General features: G+C 66.5%; 20 protein-coding genes. 10 read left to right on the forward strand and 10 right to left on the reverse strand.

The annotated features are described in order from the left end of the window. Window positions 1-80 precede the first annotated feature (80 nt). From ABD655_RS01640 to ABD655_RS01660, 5 genes are all read left to right on the forward strand, one after another. A complete protein-coding gene (locus ABD655_RS01640) occupies window positions 81-2,294 on the forward strand; it encodes a DUF6049 family protein (protein ID WP_344711007.1) in 2,214 nt (737 codons plus the stop codon). Next, window positions 2,291-3,886: a murein biosynthesis integral membrane protein MurJ gene (murJ, locus tag ABD655_RS01645; RefSeq protein WP_344711009.1), complete on the forward strand. Its 1,596-nt coding sequence runs from the start codon at window positions 2,291-2,293 to the stop codon at window positions 3,884-3,886. The genes ABD655_RS01640 and murJ overlap by 4 nt, the downstream gene beginning before the upstream one ends. Window positions 3,887-3,994: 108 nt before the next feature. After that, entirely contained in the window at window positions 3,995-5,014 is a 1,020-nt protein-coding gene (gene trxB, locus ABD655_RS01650) for a thioredoxin-disulfide reductase (protein ID WP_344711013.1), read from the forward strand. Between the two features lie 77 nt (window positions 5,015-5,091). Continuing rightward, complete coding sequence (gene trxA / locus ABD655_RS01655; protein WP_344711016.1) at window positions 5,092-5,415, forward strand: thioredoxin; 324 nt, start codon at window positions 5,092-5,094, stop codon at window positions 5,413-5,415. Between the two features lie 221 nt (window positions 5,416-5,636). Continuing rightward, complete coding sequence (locus ABD655_RS01660) at window positions 5,637-6,056, forward strand: YciI family protein (RefSeq protein WP_344711019.1); 420 nt, start codon at window positions 5,637-5,639, stop codon at window positions 6,054-6,056. 4 nt (window positions 6,057-6,060) lie between these two features. Here the strand turns inward: ABD655_RS01660 and ABD655_RS01665 are convergent, their stop codons facing one another. After that, window positions 6,061-6,408: a tryptophan synthase subunit alpha gene (locus ABD655_RS01665; RefSeq protein ID WP_344711022.1), complete on the reverse strand. Its 348-nt coding sequence runs from the start codon at window positions 6,406-6,408 to the stop codon at window positions 6,061-6,063. 58 nt (window positions 6,409-6,466) lie between these two features. On the opposite strand from ABD655_RS01665, the gene ABD655_RS01670 reads away from it, so the two are divergent. Continuing rightward, on the forward strand, window positions 6,467-7,741 hold the full coding sequence (locus ABD655_RS01670) for an RNA polymerase sigma factor (RefSeq protein ID WP_344711025.1): 1,275 nt from the start codon (window positions 6,467-6,469) through the stop codon (window positions 7,739-7,741). Here the strand turns inward: ABD655_RS01670 and ABD655_RS01675 are convergent. The 9 genes from ABD655_RS01675 to rpmH all read right to left on the reverse strand — a co-directional run bounded on the left by ABD655_RS01675 (window position 7,726) and on the right by rpmH (window position 14,376). Then, window positions 7,726-8,676, reverse strand: coding sequence for a ParB/RepB/Spo0J family partition protein (locus tag ABD655_RS01675; RefSeq protein ID WP_344711030.1), 951 nt, complete (start codon window positions 8,674-8,676; stop codon window positions 7,726-7,728). The two genes, ABD655_RS01670 and ABD655_RS01675, sit on opposite strands and share 16 nt — an antisense overlap. Further along, complete coding sequence (locus ABD655_RS01680) at window positions 8,676-9,644, reverse strand: ParA family protein (protein WP_344711033.1); 969 nt, start codon at window positions 9,642-9,644, stop codon at window positions 8,676-8,678. The genes ABD655_RS01675 and ABD655_RS01680 overlap by 1 nt, the downstream gene beginning before the upstream one ends. Window positions 9,645-10,437: 793 nt before the next feature. Then, window positions 10,438-10,908, reverse strand: coding sequence for a GIY-YIG nuclease family protein (locus tag ABD655_RS01685; protein ID WP_344711036.1), 471 nt, complete (start codon window positions 10,906-10,908; stop codon window positions 10,438-10,440). A 310-nt stretch (window positions 10,909-11,218) separates the two neighbouring features. Further along, window positions 11,219-11,845, reverse strand: a complete 627-nt coding sequence (rsmG, locus tag ABD655_RS01690) for a 16S rRNA (guanine(527)-N(7))-methyltransferase RsmG (RefSeq protein WP_344711039.1) — start codon at window positions 11,843-11,845, stop codon at window positions 11,219-11,221. Window positions 11,846-11,864: 19 nt separating this feature from the next. Then, window positions 11,865-12,386 carry a Jag family protein gene (locus ABD655_RS01695; RefSeq protein ID WP_344711042.1) on the reverse strand — a complete coding sequence of 174 codons (522 nt, stop codon included), beginning with the start codon at window positions 12,384-12,386 and terminating at the stop codon, window positions 11,865-11,867. A gap of 37 nt (window positions 12,387-12,423) precedes the next feature. Beyond that, window positions 12,424-13,533 (reverse strand): membrane protein insertase YidC, encoded by a 1,110-nt coding sequence (gene yidC, locus ABD655_RS01700; protein WP_344711045.1) that lies wholly within the window; start codon window positions 13,531-13,533, stop codon window positions 12,424-12,426. Window positions 13,534-13,536: 3 nt separating this feature from the next. Continuing rightward, window positions 13,537-13,896, reverse strand: coding sequence for a membrane protein insertion efficiency factor YidD (yidD, locus tag ABD655_RS01705; RefSeq protein WP_344711048.1), 360 nt, complete (start codon window positions 13,894-13,896; stop codon window positions 13,537-13,539). Beyond that, entirely contained in the window at window positions 13,893-14,228 is a 336-nt protein-coding gene (rnpA, locus tag ABD655_RS01710) for a ribonuclease P protein component (RefSeq protein ID WP_344711051.1), read from the reverse strand. Before rnpA ends, yidD begins: the two co-directional genes overlap by 4 nt. 10 nt (window positions 14,229-14,238) lie before the next feature. Next, a complete protein-coding gene (gene rpmH / locus ABD655_RS01715) occupies window positions 14,239-14,376 on the reverse strand; it encodes a 50S ribosomal protein L34 (protein WP_045278552.1) in 138 nt (45 codons plus the stop codon). 326 nt (window positions 14,377-14,702) lie between these two features. Here rpmH and dnaA point away from each other — a divergent pair, with 326 nt between their 5' ends. From dnaA to ABD655_RS01735, 4 genes are all read left to right on the forward strand, one after another. Further along, window positions 14,703-16,133 carry a chromosomal replication initiator protein DnaA gene (gene dnaA / locus ABD655_RS01720; protein ID WP_344711054.1) on the forward strand — a complete coding sequence of 477 codons (1,431 nt, stop codon included), beginning with the start codon at window positions 14,703-14,705 and terminating at the stop codon, window positions 16,131-16,133. 560 nt (window positions 16,134-16,693) lie between these two features. Continuing rightward, window positions 16,694-17,845: a DNA polymerase III subunit beta gene (dnaN, locus tag ABD655_RS01725; RefSeq protein ID WP_344711057.1), complete on the forward strand. Its 1,152-nt coding sequence runs from the start codon at window positions 16,694-16,696 to the stop codon at window positions 17,843-17,845. Between the two features lie 63 nt (window positions 17,846-17,908). Continuing rightward, window positions 17,909-19,066: a DNA replication/repair protein RecF gene (gene recF / locus ABD655_RS01730; protein WP_344711060.1), complete on the forward strand. Its 1,158-nt coding sequence runs from the start codon at window positions 17,909-17,911 to the stop codon at window positions 19,064-19,066. Then, window positions 19,059-19,610: a DciA family protein gene (locus ABD655_RS01735; protein WP_344711063.1), complete on the forward strand. Its 552-nt coding sequence runs from the start codon at window positions 19,059-19,061 to the stop codon at window positions 19,608-19,610. The genes recF and ABD655_RS01735 overlap by 8 nt, the downstream gene beginning before the upstream one ends. Window positions 19,611-19,712 lie beyond the last annotated feature (102 nt).

A 19,712-nucleotide genomic window follows, 5' to 3' on the forward strand; every position in this document is an offset into this window, starting at 1 on the left:
CGCCCGCGTACGGCCGCCTGGGGGCGCCGTACCGGGTGCTCAGAGGCTCGGACCGTAGAATCGCACCTGATCGTGCGGTCATGAATCGCACAGGAGCGAAATCCCACATGACCGTCACCTCCCCGCCTTCGGGACTCAGCGTCTTGCGACGCGGGCTCCGCGCACGCCTGCGCGCAGCCCTCGCCATCGCGGCGCTGCTCGCGGTCGCGGCCCCGATCGCCGCGACGCCGGCCGTCGCGGCCGTCGCCGCCGTCGGGGGGCGGGCATCGGCATCCGTCTCGCCCTCACCCCCGCCGGAACCGCCGACCGGACGCGTCGAGTTCACGCTCTCACCGGTCGCCAACGGCATCGTGCGTGCGGACGAGGGACTCGCGGTATCGGTCACGCTGCAGAACGGGACGGATGCCGCGACCGAGCCGGCCGCCGTCACGCTGTCGCTGGGGACCACGCCGCTGCCCGACCGGGCGGCGCTGAGCGCGTGGTTGAACGCCCAGACGACGGGCGGAGACCTTGTTCCCGTCGGCACCACCGCACTCGAGACCGTGCTCCCGGGGGGAGAACTGATCAACGGCATCCTCGTCGCTGCGGGCGACCCGGTTCTGGCGGGACGAGCGGCCGGTGTCTACCCGCTGTCTGCGACGTATGAGACCCCCAATGGTCGCCTCGAGTCCACGAGTGCGATGATCGTTCCACCCGAGAACCCCGCCACCGTCGGGGTCGGCATCGTCGTTCCCATCACGGCCGGTCCCAGCGCAGAAGGCGTCCTGACGGCGCGTGAACTCACCGAGCTGACCTCGCCCACCGGCTCGCTCACGAGTCAGCTGGACGCCGTCGACGGCACCACCGCCATCCTCGCCATCGACCCGGCGGTCCCCGCCGCCATCCGCGTCCTCGGCACGTCGGCGCCGGCGAGCGCCGTGGCCTGGCTCGAGCGGCTCGAATTGCTGCAGAACTCCCGGTTCGCGCTGCAGTTCGGCGACGCCGATGTCGCGGCGCAGCTGCAGGCCGGCCTGACACGACCGCTGCGTCCGGTCTCGCTGCAGGCCTATATCGACCCTGCGAACTTCACGGCGGTCGGGAACACGACCCCGGGCCCGACCCCCACCCCGACCTCGACCGCCGACCCGGACGCACCCGTCTACCCCGGTACGGCCGAACTGCTGGACATCGGCGGGGCGAGACCCGCGGTCTATTGGCCGGGCACCGGCACGGCGACACCCGACGTGGTCGCGACCCTGGGGTCCCTCGTGGTCGATGACCGGGATGCCCTGACACTCGTCCCTTCCACGTCGACCCGGGCCGGTGCCGAGGGAGCGACCGTGTCCGGCCGCGCCGTCGCCGGCGACGCGGACCTCCTGGTCTATGACGCGGACGTGTCGCGCGCGCTGCACAGTGCGTCCGTGCTGGAGGAGACCGCCCTGCGCGGCGCGCCGCTCACCGCGGCGACCGCGTTCCTGTCCTTCGCCGTCGCGGAGGCCGACGGCCAGCCGATCGTCGTCACCGTCGATCGGGACCTCGATCGCTCCCGTGTCGGTCTGCGCACCGCGATCACGACAGCCGCTCAGGCCCCGGGCGTGACCCCGATGACGCTGGGGGGTGTGGCGACGAGACCACCGACGGCGGTCGAGATCGCGGACGCCCCGGTGGAGCAGGAGCGAGCCGACACGGCATCCGCGCTGCTGACCGGAGAGGCCCAGCTGAACCGGTTCGCCACGATCCTCGAGGACGCGTCGCTGATCACCGGGCCCGAGCGCGCCGAGATCCTGCAGCTGCTCGGCCTGGCGTGGCTGCCCGAGACCGCGCAGTGGCAGGAGGCCGTCGCGGCGCACTACGCGGCAACCGCGACCACGCTGGACAGCGTCGGCATCCTTCCGCCCAGTCCGATCAACCTGTTCAGTGCGGGGGCTCCGATCCCCATCTGGGTGCGCAACGACCTGCCCTATCCCGTCAACGTGGTGCTCTATGCGACGCCGGATGATCTTCGCCTCGACGTCGCCCAGGCGACGGAGGCCACGGCCGGGGCGCAGAGCAACACGCGCGTACAGGTGCCTGTCCAGGCGCGCGTCGGCAACGGTGACGTGACCGTCCAGCTGCAGCTGCGCAGTCGCACCCTCGAACCCATCGGCGCTCCGCAGGCCGTGGACGTGAATGTGCGAGCGGATTGGGAGGGCGTCGGCATCGTCGTCCTGTCGCTGCTGGTCGGCGGGTTCATCCTGCTCGGCATCGTGCGGACCGTGCTGCGGCTGCGGTCACGTCGGAGACGACGCGCCCAGGTCGAGGAGGAGCCGTCATGACCGGAATCGGCCGCGCCAGCGTGCTCATCGGCGCAGGCACGATCGTGTCCCGACTGAGCGGATTCCTCCGCGCCGTCGTGCTCGTCTCGGCGGTCGGTGCCACGACCGGTGCCGGCAACGCCTTCGCGATCGCGAATCAGCTGCCGAACAACATCTACGCGATCATCTCGACCGGACTTCTCACCGCCGTGATCGTGCCGCAGATCGTCAAGGCCGCCAGTCACGAGGACGGCGGGCGTGCCTTCGTCTCGAAGCTGTTCACGCTCGGCACGGTGGTGCTGCTGGCGGTGGCGACCCTCGCCACGATCTGCGCGCCGTGGCTCGTCCAGCTGTATGCACCGGGGTTCCCACCCGCGCAGCAGGCGCTGGCCACCGCGTTCGCATACTGGTGCCTGCCGCAGATCCTGTTCTACGGCCTGTACGCGCTGGTCGGCGAGGCGCTGAACGCGCGACGCGTCTACGGGCCGTTCACCTGGGCGCCGATCGTGAACAACGTCGTCTCGATCGCGGGCTTCCTGCTGTTCATCATGCTGTTCGGCTCCGACGTCGCCGTGGACGCCTGGACACCGGAGATGATCGCCCTGCTCGCGGGAACGGCGACGCTCGCCATCGTCGTGCAAGCCGTCATCCTGCTGATGTTCTGGCGCCGCACCGGTCTGCACGTGCGGCCCGACTTCCGCTGGCGCGGCGTCGGCCTCGACCAGCTGGGCCGGCTCGCGGGCTGGACCTTCCTGATGGTGGTCGCCGGCCAGCTGGCGGGCCTCGTGCAGTCTCGCGTCCTGTCCGAGGCCGCGCAGGACTACCCGGGTGTGCTGGTCTCGCAGAACGCGTGGCTGCTGTTCATGCTTCCGTACTCGATCATCGTGCTCTCGATCGGGACGCCGTACTTCACCCAGCTCAGCGAGCACGCCGCCGGCGGGCGAGACGATGATGTCCGCGGCGACGTGGGGCGCAGCATCCGCACCCTCGGGGTGTTCATCGTGATCGCGACCGCCGCGCTGGCGGCCGCGGCGGTACCCGCGTCGCGCATCTTCACCGACAGTCGTGACGAGGCGGTGGCCGCGGCGGCCGTCCTGCTGTGCTTCCTGGTCAGCCTGATCCCGCTGGCGGTGCTCTTCGTCATTCAGCGCACCTTCTACGCGTACAACGACACGCGCACCCCGTTCTTCTTCACGCTCCTGCAATGCTCTCTGGTGGTGCTCACCGCCCTGATCGCCTCGACGCTGCCGGTGGAGTACATCGCCGCGGGCATCGCCCTGGGGCAGTCCTTCGCGAGCATCGTGCAGGTGATCCTCGCCACCTGGCTGCTGCAACGGCGCCTGGGCGGACTGCGCGTCGGCTCATGGATGCTGTCGCTCGGCCGATTCGCTCTGGCGGCCGTCCCCGCGGCCGCCGCGGGATGGCTCACGTTCCTGCTGCTGGGGGGCGTCGACGGGTGGACCGTGTCGGACAAGCTGCTCGGTGCCCTCGGTGCGGCACTGATCGGTGTCGTGTCGCTGGCGGTCTATGCGGGTTTCCTCGCGTTGCTGCGGGCACCGGAACTCGGGCCGGCGATGCGGCTGGCACGGCGTGTTCTTCCCGGCGGGCGATGACCGCGCGGGCAACGCCGTCCTCCACTGCGCGGAAACCCGCTCGGGTCGTGGAATGCGCCGCGGTTACCATGTGTTGAAGCATCCGGAGCGACAAAAAAGGGGGCGCGCGTGCGTCAGGTAATCATCATCGGGTCAGGCCCGGCAGGCTTCACGGCTGCGATCTACGCGGCACGTGCGAACCTGGAGCCGCTCGTCGTGGCCAGTTCGGTCGAGGTCGGCGGCGAGCTCATGAACACCACGGACGTGGAGAATTTCCCCGGTTTCCCTGACGGAATTCAGGGCCCGGAGCTCATGACCAAGATGCAGGCACAGGCCGAGCGCTTCGGAGCGGAGATCCTGTACGACGACGTCATCGAGCTGGATCTGACCGGTCCGGTCAAGACCGTCAAGCTGGGCAGCGGTGCGGTCCACCAGGCGTCCTCGGTGATCTTCGCGACCGGCTCCGCGTACCGCAAACTGGGCCTTCCCGGCGAGGAGCGCCTGTCCGGACGCGGTGTGTCCTGGTGCGCCACGTGTGACGGCTTCTTCTTCCGCGACCGCACGATCGCCGTCATCGGCGGCGGCGATTCCGCGATGGAGGAGGCCACGTTCCTCACGCGCTTCGCCAGCAAGGTGTACGTGATCCACCGCAAGGACTCGCTGCGCGCCTCCAAGATCATGCAGGAACGCGCCATCGCGAACGAGAAGATCGAGTTCGTGTGGAACACCGAAGTCGCCGACATCCTCGGTGAAGACGCGGTCAACGGGGCACTCCTGCGGTCCACCGTCGACGGCTCCACCCGCGAGCTGCCCCTCGACGGGATCTTCGTCGCAATCGGCAACGACCCGCGCACGCACCTCGTGCACGGCAAGCTCGAGCTCACTCCCGAAGGCACCATCTGGGTGCACGGCCGCTCATCCCGCACGTCGGAGCCCGGTGTGTTCGCCGCGGGTGACGTGATCGACCCGACCTACCGCCAGGCGGTCACCGCGGCCGGAAGCGGCACGGTCGCGGCCTTGGATGCCGAGCACTTCCTGGCCGCGCTCGCGCAGACCGGGGACCCGCAGACGGCGGAAGACGTCGAGGTCGCCACCGAGACGCCCGACCGCGAGACCGACGAAGCCGAGACCGGCGTTCCCGCAGCCTGAGAGCCGGCTGTGCCGGAACAATCCGGGCGCCGTCGACGTTTGCATAGCTAGTGACTTTCCACAAAGGAGAAATGAATATGACCGCCAAGGCGACGACATCCGCGACCTTCGAGCAGGATGTCCTGCTGGCTGAAGGTCCCGTGCTCGTGGACTTCTGGGCAGAGTGGTGCGGCCCGTGTCGCATGGTCGCCCCCGTCCTCGACGAGATCCAGGCAGCGAACCCTGACAAGATCACGGTGCTGAAGCTGAACGTGGACGAGAACCCCGACCTCGCGCTGAAGTACCAGATCACCTCCATCCCGGCGATGAAGGTCTTCAAGAACGGCCAGGTCGAGACCACGATCATCGGCGCCAAGCCGAAGTACGCGATCGAGCAGGATCTCGCCGCGTACCTCGCGTGACCCGCTAGCGTAACCGCAGAAAGCCCCGGCAAACGGGGGAACCGAAGACCTCGGTTTCCCACGGAAGCCGGGGCTTTCTCGATGTATGCTCCGAACGGCATTCAAAGATCTTCCCTTGATTTCGGCGAATCTGTCGATCGAGACGCACCTCGTTCGACGTCATTGATGAGCAGGCCGACCGGCCCTTCGGGGCCTCGGCTCAATGAGAAAAGGAGCAGGCGATGCGTTACATGATGATCATGCAAGTCGAGCCCGAGGCAGCGGCTCGTGCGGCTCAGGACCTCGACATGGAGGCGGTCGTCGCCGTGATGGGCGCGTACAACGAGGAACTTCAGAAGGCGGGAGTGTTTCTCACGGCCGAAGGTCTCTCGGACGCCAGTGAGGGCTTCCGCGTCGACTTCTCGTCCGTCCCGCCCGTCGTCACGGACGGCCCCTTCGCGGAGGCGCGCGAGGTCTTCACCGGATTCTGGATCCTCGAGGTGGCGAACCGCGAGGAAGCCGAGTACTGGGCCAAGAAGTGCCCCCTCGGGCCCGGAATCGCGCTCGAAGTGCGCCGTGTCCCCGAAATCCAGGAGATGGGCCTTCCTGAGGACAACGAGTGGATCCAGAAGCGGCAGGAATGGAGCGCCGCGCAGGCGTGAGAGTTCAGGACGCGTCGGCTCGCACCGCGGCATCCCAGACCCGATGCGAGCCGCCGTCTCCGATCAGCCGCCACACCGCACTGGTCAGCGGCGGGTACTCCAGCGCGATCTGCCGCAGCACGCGGTAGTGCCGCGCAGCATTCGGCCTGGTCCCGCCGTTAGCGGCGATGTTCTCGGCACGAAGCGTCAGCACGACGAGTTCATCGACGGTCGGCAGCTCCTCCATGAACTCCCACGGATCCTCGCCCCCGCGCAGTCGCTCATGCACCAGAACGGAGAGTTCGTCGGATGCCTCGGCCCGGAGAAGCTCGAGACTTGCCCGCCGCCGCGGGGACTCATCGTGCGTCGCCATTCATCAACCCTACGATGCGAATCGCCCGGTCCGGGGCTCACGCGCCTACGCTGACAGCATGAGCGAGGGTCCCGCGCGCCGTGCGGCTGAGGCGGTGTGGCGCAACGAGTCGGCCCGCATCGTGGCCGCGCTGACTCGTCATACCGGCGACTTCGAATGGGCTGAGGATCTCGCGCAGGACGCGCTGCTGGAGGCGCTCGCCACGTGGCCGGAGTCCGGCATCCCCGACAGGCCCGGGGCATGGCTGATCACGGTCGCCAAGCACCGCGCGATCGATGGCTGGCGCCGGCGGGAGCGGCTCACCGAGCGCGAGAAGCTCATCGCCGGAGAACTGCGCACCTTCGAGCAGTGGGATGCCGTGCCCGAACTCGGGGATCCCGACCGTATCGACGACGACATTCTGCGCTTGATCTTCGTCGCCTGTCACCCGGTCCTGCCGGCCCAGGCGCGGCTCGCCCTCACGCTGCGCGCGGTGGCGGGCTTGACGACCGAGCAGATCGCGCGCGTGCTGCTGATGACGGTGCCGGCGGTGCAGCAGCGGATCGTGCGCGCGAAACGGGCGCTCGGTGACGCTGACGTGCCCTTCGAGGTGCCGGATCGCGCGGATCGGCCGGCCCGGCTGGCCAGCGTGCTGCAGGTGATCTATCTGCTGTTCACCGAGGGCTACTCCGCGGGCGGAGGAGAACACCCTATTCGCCCGGACGTGGCACGCGAGGCCGTCCGCCTGGCCCGCCAACTCTCCGCGCTGATGCCGACCGAGGCCGAGGTCTATGCGCTCATCGCACTGATGGAGTTCCAATCCTCCCGATTCGCTGCCCGCGTCGACGCTGGAGGGCTGCCCATCCCCCTCGCGGACCAGGATCGGCGACGCTGGGACCGCTCGGCCATCGCACGAGGCCGCGCGGCGCTGGCCAGATCTCAGACGTACGCGCGCGGACTCGGCTACTACGGCCTGCAGGCATCCGTCGCAGAATGCTACGTCGTCGCACCCACCGCCGCCGAGACGGACTGGGCGCGCATCGTGCAGCTCTACGACGCGCTCGGTTCGCTGACCTCATCGCCCGTCGTCCGTTTGAACCGCGCGGTCGCCGTATCGATGGTGGACGGCGCTGACGCCGCGCTGGGCGAGGTCGAACAGCTTGCCCAGGAACTGGGCGAATTCCGACCCTTGCACGCGGTGCGTGCCGAGCTTCTCGAACAGCTGGGGGAACAGGATGCCGCGGCTGCGGCCTTCTTGAAGGCCGCAGCGCTCCCAGGCAATGACGCCGAGGCAACCGTCCTCCGGCGCCGGGCCGAAGCGGTGCTGGGGCGACCCGCTCAGAGCGAGTTGTAGCCGTTTTCGCCGAGTTCCCCGAGGATGCGATTCAAATCCTGGATGCTGGCGAAATCAATGCTGATCTGGCCTTTTCGAGCGCCGAGAGCGATCTTCACGCGGGTGTTCAGTCGGTCCCCCAGGCGCTCGGCGAGCTCGTCGAGGTGGGCCCGGCGGGCGCCCGCCTGCGGTCTCGGGGAGCGCTGCCGAGCAAGATCCGGTGCCTTCGACGCCACTTCGGCAGCACGCACCGAAAGGTCCTCGTTGACGATCTTGTCTGCCAGCCACTGCATGGTGTCGGCATCCTCGAGCGAGAGGATCGCGCGCGCGTGACCGGCCGTGAGCACGCCGGCAGCGACGCGCTGCTGGACAGGCAGCGGCAGTTTCAGCAGACGGATGGTGTTGCTGATCTGAGGACGCGACCGGCCGATACGGCTCGCCAGCTCCTCCTGCGTGATGCCGAAGTCCGACAGAAGCTGCTGATACGCGGATGCCTCTTCGAGCGGGTTCAGCTCGGAACGGTGCAGGTTCTCCAGGAGCGCATCGCGGAGCAGATGCTCGTCGGCGGTGTCGCGGATGACGGCAGGGATCGATGTGAGGCCGGCCTCGCGCGCGGCACGGGTGCGCCGCTCGCCCATGATGAGCTCGAACGTGCCGTCACCGACATCGCGGACCACGACCGGCTGCAGGACACCGAACTCTCGGACGCTGTGCACGAGTTCCGCCAGATCGTCCGCGTCGAAGTGCATCCGCGGCTGACGGGGGTTCGGAACGATTGCGTGAGGGTCGATCTCGGCGAGCCGGGCACCAGGGACCTCGACGAGCTCTTCGGCCACCGCGGTGGCCGTGAGGGATGCGCCGGGAAAGAAGACGTCCACGGGGCGTGATTCCGTCGAGGTCTCGCTGATCGGGATCAGCGCGCCGATCCCTCGGCCCAAACCGGTTCTCTTCGCCATCAGGAGTCCCCTTCATCTCCGGGCGCACTGGCGTTCCCGGGGTCTTTCGCAGTGGCATCCGGACTGTCGCGGCGGATGATCTCAACGGCCGCCTCGCGATATGCGACGGCGCCGGCAGAATGCCCATCGTAAGCGATGACGGTCTGCCCGAAGCTCGGCGCCTCGGAGACCCTCACCGAGCGCGGGATGACGGTCGGCAGCACTTCGTTCGGAAAATGCTGACGAACCTCTTCGGCGACCTGCTGCGCCAGCCGCGTGCGCCCGTCGTACATCGTCAGGAGGATCGTGGAGAGACGAAGTTGCGGATTCAGGTGCTTCTGGATCATCCGGACCGTACCCAGCAGTTGGCTGAGGCCCTCGAGCGCGTAATACTCGCATTGGATCGGTATCAGCAGCTCGTGAGCGGCCGCGAACGCGTTGATCGTGAGCAGCCCCAGTGACGGGGGGCAGTCGATCAGCACGAAGTCGAGCTGTTCGGTCACGTTTGCGAGATATTCGTCGAGCGCCGTACGCAGCCGGTGTTCGCGGGCCACCTGAGAGACCAGTTCGATCTCGGCACCGGCCAGATGGATCGTGCTGGGAGCGCAGAGCAGGTTCGGCGACTCCGGGCTGGTCTGAATGATGTCCGCGAGCGGGAAATCGTCGATCAGAACGTCGTAGATGCTCGGAATGTCCGCGGTGTGCGGCACTCCGAGGGCCGTGGAGGCGTTCCCCTGCGGATCGAGGTCGATGACGAGCACGCGCGCACCGACAGAGGCCAAGGATGCCGCGATATTGACGGTCGTCGTGGTCTTGCCGACGCCGCCCTTCTGATTCGAGACAGTGATCACACGCGTACGGCCGCTCAATTGCACGCTCACCGCGTCGAGGGATCGTCGCCGAGCGGTCAGATCCGCCAATTCACGGGCGATGGGGCTGTCGTCGAGCGAGAAAGTCGCCGCAGATCCGGCGTTCTCGGGTTGTTTCACGTGAAACACCCTCCCTTTGGCGCGCCGACGGACATCGCGTTCCACTCTAGTCGCGGCGTGGACGCCCGCTCGACGCCGCGCGCCGAGTGACACGACTCGGCGCTCGAGGAGCCGGCACAGCCGCCGTATCGAGACCAAACCAGCCCCCCGCACGACGCACATCCGGCGGTCGAGTAGGCGGCGGCGCCGCCGTATCGAGACCAGAGCGCGCGAGAACGGTGGTCGAGTAGGCGGCAACGCCGCCGTATCGAGGCCGCTAGTCGCGAAATCGACCGGTCGATCTCGATACGCCCGCTCCGCGGGCTACTCGATCACCGCAAAACGGCACATCCGGTGGTCGAGTAGGCGGCGAAGCCGCCGTATCGAGACCACGCGAGGCTCGCACGGCGTTTCACGTGAAACATCGGTGGTCGGGTGGCCGGCAACGCAGCCGAAGCGCGCCAAGAACTCGCAAAACCAGCCGCCAGATCTCGATACGCCCGCTCCGCGGGCTACTCGATCACCGCAAAACGGCACATCCGGTGGTCGAGTAGGCGGCGAAGCCGCCGTATCGAGACCACGCGAGGCTCGCACGGCGTTTCACGTGAAACATCGGTGGTCGGGTGGCCGGCAACGCAGCCGAAGCGCGCCAAGAACTCGCAAAACCAGCCGCCAGATCTCGATACGCCCGCTCCGCGGGCTACTCGATCACCGCAAACCACCCACCCGGTGGTCGAGTAGGCGGCGAAGTCGCCGTATCGAGACCAGAAGGCGCGAAATCGACCGGTCCATCTCGATACGCCCGCTCCGCGGGCTACTCGATCACCGCAAAACTGCACATCCGGTGGTCGAGTAGGCGGCGAAGCCGCTGTATCGAGACCACGCGGGCCTCGCACGGCGTTTCACGTGAAACATGGGTGGCAGAGTCGGCGGCGTGCCACCCGATCTCGGTACACCCACTCCGCGGGCTACTCGAGCACTGCGAACGCGTGCTCGGGTCTCGTCCTCCGCGCAGGCGTGGAGGCTTGCGGCTCAGCTCGTTCAGCCTTTCGACCTCACCTTTGGCCAGCGCCAAGCGCTTCGCTCGGCCCCAGCCTTGCACCTGCTTCTCCCGCAGGAAGGCATTCTCGATGCGGTGGAAGTACTCGTAGTACAACAGCCGAACCGGACGACGCGTGCGTGTGTACTGAGCACCCTCGCCCTCCTGATGCTGAGCCAAACGACGGTGGAGATCCCAGGTGCTGCCGACATAGAGAGTGCGGTCGTGACACTCGAGGATGTACATGAAAGGCATGCTCGATGATGGCCGAAGCGTTTCACCGTGGCTGGCGCGCGCTCGGCTCTTTGTGCAGACCGAGCTCGCCGGAAATGGGTGTGGAGGAATGGGGATCTCGATACGCCCGCTGCGCGGGCTACTCGATCACCGGCTGAGTCCCCGCACAGCTGGGGAATGGGATCTCGATACGCCCGCTGCGCGTACTCGATCACCGCGAACGGCACATCCGGTGGAATGGGATCTCGATACGCCCGCTGCGCGGGCTACTCGATCACCGGCTGGGTGCCGCACAGCGCGGATGTTTCACGTGAAACAGTCGTCAGCCGCGCACGGTGGCGCGGACGACTCGGGTCGGCTCGTCGAGAAGACCCTCGCCGAGCACTTCGAGTCGTACGTTGCTCAGTCGGTACTTGCGCAGCTGCTTGTCTGCGGTCTCGATCTCCGTCGACGCGCTCGCACCTTTGAGCAGGATCAGCTCGCCGCCGTCGCGGACGAGCGGGGCGGTCATCGGCACGAGAGTGCGGAGGGCGCTCACGGCGCGTGCGGTCGCGGCATCCAGAACCGGGCCACGCCGCCACTCCTCGGCGCGGCCGCGCAGAACCTCGACATTGTCGAGACCGAGAGCCGATACCTGTTCGTTCAGCCATGTGACGCGGCGTTCCATCGGCTCGATGAGGATCCACTCCACATCCGGCCGTGCGATCGCCAGTACGAGCCCCGGCAACCCTGCTCCGGATCCGACGTCGCCTACGCGTCCCGAGAAGAGAGGCGCGGCCACAGCACTGTTCAGGATGTGCCGGCTCCACAGCCGCGGGGGTTCGAGCGGGCCGATCAGGCCTCGCTCCTCGCCGTGCTCTGCCAGTGCGCGCGTGAACTCGCGCGCCAGATCGATGCGGGGGCCGAAGATCTCGGCGGCGACCGCTGGTTCCGCCTCGATGTCGGTCATCGGTGTTTCACGTGAAACATCAACCGCGGCTGATCACAGTGTGGCGATCAGCACCCTCGCCGTAGGACTCCGAGACGAGACCACGGTCGGCCACGATGTCGTGGACGAGCTTGCGCTCGTAGCTCGACATCGCCGGAAGAGACGCCTGAGTCGCACCTTCGTCGAGGCGGACGATAGCGCGATCGACCAGAGTCTCGAGTTCGCGCTGACGCGTGTCGCGGGATCCTCCGATATCCAATATAAGACGGGAGAACCGGCCGGTGCGGTTCTGAACGGCGATGCGTGTGAGCTCCTGGAGGGCCTGAACCGTTTCCGGATCCGACAGCAGCGACAGCGATCCTGGTTCGTCCGATTCCAACGACACATAGGCGCGGCCCGAGCGGACATCCAGAGCAAGATCTCCGTCGACATCGGCGATGTCCATCAGCTCCTCCAGGAAGTCGGCCGCGATGTCACCCTCCTGCTCGAGCTGCTCGACGGTCGCGGCAGCCCGCTCAGCGGGCGCTTCTTCGGTGGGGGAGGTGTCGGGATTAATGGTCATCGGGTCCTCGAGCCTTTAGAAAGGGAAGAGCAGGGAATCAGGATGCCGCGCCGGCGGTACCTGGCGCAGGGTCGGTTGAGCCACCGTGGGGCGGTTCAACCTTTTTCGGGCCGCCGTCGCCGGGCTGCTTCTGCCCCTGCTTCTTCGCGCGTTGCTTGCCGATCGGCTGCTGGCGCTTGGGAGTTGCAGCCCTGGCGCGCTCGGCCTCTTCGTAGAGGCGCTGCTGTTCGGCCTGGTACTTCTCGATCGGGATGATCTTCCCCTGTGCGTCGATCGCCTTGCCCTTGCGTGCCAGACGCTCCTCGCGCAGCTTCGCAGCCTCCGAGCCCGGTGTGGGCATGTTTCGGATGACGACGAACTGCTGAACCATCGTCCACACGTTGCTCGTGAACCAGTAGATGACGACACCGAGGGGGAAGAACACACCCGAGAAGACGAATGCGAAGGGCAGCACGTACAGCATGATCTTCTGCATCTGGTACGCCTGGCCGGTCTTGGCCTCGGGCGACAGGTTCTTCGAGATGATCTGCAGCTGAGTGAAGAACTGCGACACGATCATCAGGACGACCAGGACGAGGAGGATGCCGACGGTGACCTGCCAACCGGTGGCCTGTGCCTCCCACGCACCGACGAGGGTGTCGTGCAGCGATGCCACGCCGAAGAGCTTCGCGTTGTAGAACTCCGTCATGAGTTCGTTGTTCAGCAGGCCGACACCGGTGTGATTCGGGTCGGTCTTGATCGTCTGGACACCGTTGAGCACGCTGAAGAGCGCAAAGAACACAGGCATCTGCACCAGCAGCGGCAGGCACCCCGAGACCGGACTCGTGCCGTGCTTCTTATACAGCCCCATCGTCTCGCGACTCATCGCCTCACGAGAGAGCTGATCCTTCTTGCCTTTGTACTTCTCCTGAACTTTTCGCAGTTCAGGGGCGATTTCCATCATCTTCCGCTGGCTCTTGATCTGCTTGACGAAGAGCGGAATCAGGGCGGACCGCACCACGAGCACCAGGCCGATGATCGCCAGAACCCAGGTGCCGCCCGCTGCCGGGGGCAGCCCGATCAGCGTGAACAGCGAATGCCACGCGACGAGCACGAGTTCGACCAGCCATTTGAGTGGCCAGAGGATGATTCCGATCAGATCCGGCACGGATCAGTCCTTTCTCAGGGGGACCGGCACGACGAACCCGCGAGGGGTCAGTTCGTGCCGAAAGTTCTTGTGCGGAGGAACGTCATCGACGCCCCCCTTCGCCCAGGGGTGGCAGCGTGCGATTCGGGCCGCCGCCAGCACGGAGCCCTTCAGAGCACCGTGCTGCTGGACCGCACCGACCGCATAGGCCGAGCACGACGGGTAGTACTTGCAGACGTCACCGTAGGCATGGGAGATCGTCGCACGATAACCATGGAGCAAGCTCAACACGGTGTTGCGGGGGAGCAGCGGCAGCGCCTGCAACGCCGTTGATCCTTCGAAGTGGCCGTGGCCGGTTGAGGCGGCCGGAAGAGTCGCGCTCATGCGGCTCTCCGTGCGATGCACCGGGACACTTCGTCCCGCAGCGCAGCGAAATCCGCGGTCGCCGCAGACGGCAATGCGCGGATGACGATGTCAGCGCCTGGACGGACGCGCTGCAACTCCTCATGGCACACGGCCTTGAGACGCCGACGAACGGTGTTGCGGACCACCGCCGACCCCACCTGCTTGCTGACGATGAAGCCGAAACGAGCTGCGCGGTCCTCACCGGACGTATTCACATACGTCACCGTGTGCGTGCTCGCACAACGAGCGCCCCTACGGACGACGGCCTTGTAATCCGCTCCGCGGGTGAGTCGGTTCGGCCTCGCAAGCACCTCTAGAGGGTCAAGCAGAGAGCTCGGTGCGCCCCTTGGCGCGACGAGCGGCCAGGATGCCGCGGCCGGCGCGGGTGCGCATGCGGGCACGGAAGCCGTGCTTCTTGGCCCGGCGGCGGTTGTTGGGCTGGAATGTGCGCTTGGTCATGAGGGGTCACTTCCGGATCAGGGTGTCCCGGTATTCAACAACGACTGACGCTCAGACCGGGGACGTGGCTTACGGGACTGCCATCTCGGCATAAGTCAACCGATTCAGGTTACGTTCCCCGGACCCAGAACTCAAACCGAGCAGGACCGCGGGGCATTATCTCCACCAGATTCCCATACTCCTGGAAATGACACGCCGGGCGGACCTACAGTGGAGTTTGCTCCCGACACGCCCGCGAACTAGCGTGGCACGGGCAGTTATCCACAGGCTGTGATGTGACGATCACCGTTCCACACCTGAGGCGCGTCAACATACTCGGGGGGCCCATGCCATCGCACGAAGTTCCAGATGTTCCCGTCTGGTCAGCCGTGCTCGACGAGCTCGCCGGCGACGACCGCGTCACCCCCCAGTTGCAGGGATTCCTCAGTCTTGCCGTTCCCCAGGGAGTCATGGGGGGCACGCTCTATCTCGACGTACCCAACGACCTGACGGCCGCGCAGATCAACAAGCGCATGAGGACGCCGATCATGGAGGCACTGACCAAGGTCGACCAGGACCAGCAGCACGATCCCTCGGCAACCGCCTTCCGGGTCGTGGTCAATCCCGAGCTCGCAGACAGCCGCATCACCGCGCCTATCCACGTGCAGTCCTCTGCTGCCTCGTCGGCTCCGGTCCGGCAGCAGATGGAAGAGACGATGGATGCGGCATCCGCCGCATCGCGCAGCGACACGCGTCTGAATCCGAAGTACACCTTCGACAACTTCGTGATCGGGCAGTCGAACCGATTCGCACACGCGGCAGCGGTCGCGGTCGCCGAAGCGCCGGCGAAGGCCTATAACCCGCTGTTCATCTACGGTGATTCGGGCCTGGGTAAAACACACCTCCTGCATGCGATCGGCGACTACGCGCTGAGCCTGTACGCCGGCATCCGCGTGCGGTACGTCTCGAGCGAAGAGTTCACGAACGACTTCATCAACTCCATCGCGAACAACCGCGGCTCGGCATTCCAGGCCCGGTACAGAGACGTCGACATCCTTCTGATCGACGACATCCAGTTCCTGCAGGGCCGTGCCGAGACGCAGGAAGCCTTCTTCCACACCTTCAACACGCTTCATGACCATGACAAACAGGTCGTGATCACCAGCGATGTGCCGCCCAAACACCTCACCGGGTTCGAGGACCGGATGCGCAGCCGCTTCGAATGGGGCCTGATCACCGACGTCCAGGCGCCCGACCTCGAAACGCGCATCGCGATCCTCCGCAAGAAGGCGCAGAGCGAGCGGCTGCAGATACCCGACGAAGTCCTCGAGTACATCGCGACCGTCGTCTCCTCGAACATCCGCGAACTCGAGGGCGCGTTGATCCGCGTCTCGGCATTCGCCAGTCTGAATCGGTCGACTCTCGACATGTCTCTCGCCCAGACGGTGCTGCGGGACATCATCGACCAGGACGACGCGAACGTCATCTCCCCGACGGACATCATCACCGCGACAGCGCAGTACTTCAAGCTGTCGGTCGATGACCTTTACGGCTCGAGCAGATCGCAGTCCATCGCAACGGCCCGCCAGATAGCCATGTATCTCTGCCGTGAGCGCACCAGTCTCTCTCTTCCCAAGATCGGTCACCTGTTCGGAAACCGCGACCACACGACCGTCATGTATGCCTACAAGAAGATCAGCGACCTGATGAAGGAACGTCGCTCGATCTACAACCAGGTCTCCGAGATCACCACTCAGCTGGGCCGCAACCCGCGCTGACGCCGCCAGGCAGCACGGCGTCGTAGCCGCGGTGTTCGGTGTGCGCGGATCCGAACCCGTCGTGCGCGAGGCTCGGGCCGGTTGTGCGCGGATCCAAAGCGTGCGCGGGCGTGCGAACCCGCCTTCCGCAGGTCCGAACCCGGTCACGCGGAGCGATGTATGCCTGAAGAAGTGCTTGACAGACCCCGCGCGGCGGGCCAGTATTCCGGTTCTTCACATGTGGAAAACCTGTGGATAACTCCGCGACGCGGCGGAAAGGTTGTGCGCAATCGCGTCGAAGCTGTGGAGGAGACGCTGATGCGGCGAAAGGTGTCGACACCTTTGGATGACACAGTCCGCAGCCGTTCCACATCTCACACGGTTGTAGTTTCCATCTCCCGACAAGGATCCCCAGAGTTATCCACAGTTTCCACAGGCGTTAAGAAGATGACAGAGAAATAGTTAATGGGAATCCGTTCGATCACCTTGACGGTGTCGGAGCCAGTCTCGCTCCCGTCTGGGGACCGCGGCATCGTGGGCACTAGCATGGGAGATCCCACGCCGATGTCAAGGGAGCGCCAGTGAGGTTCCACGTCAATCGCGATGTGTTCAGCGAAGCCGTGTCGTTCGTCGTCAAGCTCCTGCCACAGCGCAACCCCCAGCCGATCCTGGCCGGGGTCCTGATCGAAGCATCCGAGAGCGGGCTGTCGCTCGCAGCTTTCGACTACGAAGCGTCCGCGCGCACCACCATCGAGGCGACCGTCGATGACCCGGGCACGATCCTGGTGCACGGCCGGCTGCTCTCCGAGATCGCCAGCCGACTCCCGAACGCGCCGATCCAGGTCGAGGTCGACGACGATGGCGGGATCGTGCTCACCTGCGGCTCGGCCCGCTTCACGCTGGCATCCATGCCGGTGCAGGAGTATCCCGCGATTCCTGAAGTCTCCGGAGACACCGGTCTCGTTCCCGCCGAGGACTTCGCGACAGCCATCGCGCAGGTCGCATTCGCCGCATCGCGTGACGACGTGACCCCGGTGCTCACCGGAGTCCAACTCGAGGTCTCCGGCACCCGGCTCAGCCTTGTCGCCACCGACCGGTATCGCGTCGCCCTCCGCGACATCCCCTGGGATGGCGGAAGTACCGCGACGGACGAGCCGACCACCGCACTCGTCCCGGCGCGCACGCTCACCGAGGTCGGCAAGACCTTTGCACACGGTGGCGATATCTCCATCGCCTTCTCCGGCTCGGGGGACCGCGAGATCATCGCATTCACCGCCGGCAACAAGACGGTGACCTCGCTGCTGATCAAGGGAAACTTCCCCCCGGTCCGTCGGCTGTTTCCCGAGCAGACCGAGCATCACGCGGTGCTCAACACCGCGGAACTGGCCGAGGCCGTCCGCCGTGTTTCGCTGGTGCTCGATCGATCTGCGCCCTTGCGCTTCACGTTCACGACCGACAGCGTCTCGATGGATGCTTCGGGCACCGAGCAGGCCCGTGCATCGGAGTCGGTCGATGCCAACCTGGTGGGCGACGACGTGACGCTGGGTCTGAATCCCCAGTATCTGCTGGAGTCGCTCGGCGCGGTCAAGAGCGAATTCGTGCGGATCACGTTCACCTCGAGTGACAACGCGAACAAGCTCAGCCCGGTGCTGATCACTCCGCAGACTTCCGTCGACAAGGATGGCGCGGAGTCGTTCAAGTACCTGCTGCAGCCCAACCTGCTCCTGCGCTGAGGTCCTTCGCTTCTCGAGAGAGCACCAGCCCGGCGAGTCGGACCCGCGGATTAGGGTTGCACAGTGATCGTTGAGCATCTGAGCCTCGTCGACTTCCGTAATTACGCGGTTGCCGACGTCGCGCTGAGCGCCGGTCCCAACGTCTTCGTCGGCCGCAACGGTCAGGGGAAGACGAACTTGGCAGAGGCCATCGCCTTTCTCGCGACCCTGGGATCCCATCGGGTCTCGACGGATGCGCCTCTGGTGCGTCACGGCGCGGATGCCGCGATCATCCGTGCCCGCCTCGCTCACGGGGAGCGGCAAATCCTGCTGGAAGCACAGGTGAACCGACAGGGTCCGAACAAGGCGCGTGTCAACGGCGCCCCCGTCAAGAGCTCGGATCTGCCCCGTTATGCGCAGGTCGTGCTCTTCGCTCCCGAAGATCTTCACATCGTGCGCGGCGATCCCTCATCCCGGCGGCGCTTCATGGACCAGCTCCTCGTGCAGCGATCGCCGCGCTTCGCCGGCGTCCTCTCGGACTACGACCGCGTCCTCAGGCAGCGGACGGCTCTGCTCAAATCCGCGCGGGCCCGCGGCATCCGTGGCGAACAGTTGTCCACCCTGGATGTCTGGGATGACAAGCTCGTCGCCCTCGGCACCGAACTCATCGAAGCACGGCTGGCGCTGGCCGCGGACCTGACCGGACCTCTCACCGCCGCGTACGCCGCGATCGCGGGCGCGGACCACGAGCCGCGCATCGAGTGGGCACTGTCTGTACGTGGAGGCGACCCCGAGGAAGAGGCCGTGGAGTCGGCCGCGGAGGCGCCGGGCGGGCTGATCGCGGAACAGTTCCGACAGGCGCTGGCCGACAAGCGCACTGCTGAGCTCGATCGGGGCCTGACTCTCGTGGGTCCGCACCGAGACGACCTCTTGCTGCGCGTGCGCGGGCTTCCGGTCAAGGGGTACGCGTCGCACGGCGAGTCCTGGTCCGTGGCGCTGGGACTGCGCCTGGCCTCCGCAGACCTCCTGCGCGCCGATTCGCGTCTGGGCGACCCCGTTCTGATCCTCGATGACGTGTTCGCCGAGCTGGATACAGATCGCCGGGCACGGTTGGGGGCTCTCACGGCCGGCTACGAACAAGTCATCGTGACGGCCGCAGTAGAAGAGGACGTGCCGGTGGCGTTGCGGGCGCGCGTCGTGCGCGTCGAATCCGGTCGCATCCTGGCGGCGACGGATGTCTGAGCGCGACGTGCCGGGCGACGGCGACGCGTCGCGCAGCTCGGGCGCGCGTCGGCAACCGATCGGTGCCGACCTGGTGCCGGAGACCGTCGCCACCTACCTTCGCCTGCGCGGTCTTGAACCATCGGCGCGGGCATACCGCAAACGGCGGCGTCGCGGACCGGACGATGAGAACGCGCCCTTCACGCCGGGGCGCGACCCGAAGGGCGTGGCCGATGTGCTGGCCGACCTCACCCGCGACGCGGGCTGGGACTCGCAGCTCGCGCGCGAGGACGTCGTGCGGACGTGGGACGAGGTGGCCGGCGAGGACACCGCTCGGCACACGCGTCCGATCGCGTTCACGGAGGGGACTCTGACCGTTCAGGCGGACTCCACGGCGTGGGCGAAGCAGCTGCAGTTGATGCGCTCTCAGATCCTGTCGGAGATCGTTCGCAGGTTCCCGGAGGCGGGTGTCGACGGCATCCGCTTTATCGGGCCGGACGTCCCCTCCTGGAAATGGGGTCCCAGAACGACTCCAGGGCGTGGTCCGCGCGATACCTACGGCTGAGATACCTCCGGTCCTATCCGGGTGAAATCCATCGCGCCACAGAGCCGCACATGGCGCCTGGCCGACGTGTTCCTTGGTAGACTGGGGAGGCCCGGAATTACG

The sequence above is a fragment of the Microbacterium terregens genome, from assembly GCF_039534975.1.
Classification (GTDB): domain Bacteria; phylum Actinomycetota; class Actinomycetes; order Actinomycetales; family Microbacteriaceae; genus Microbacterium; species Microbacterium terregens.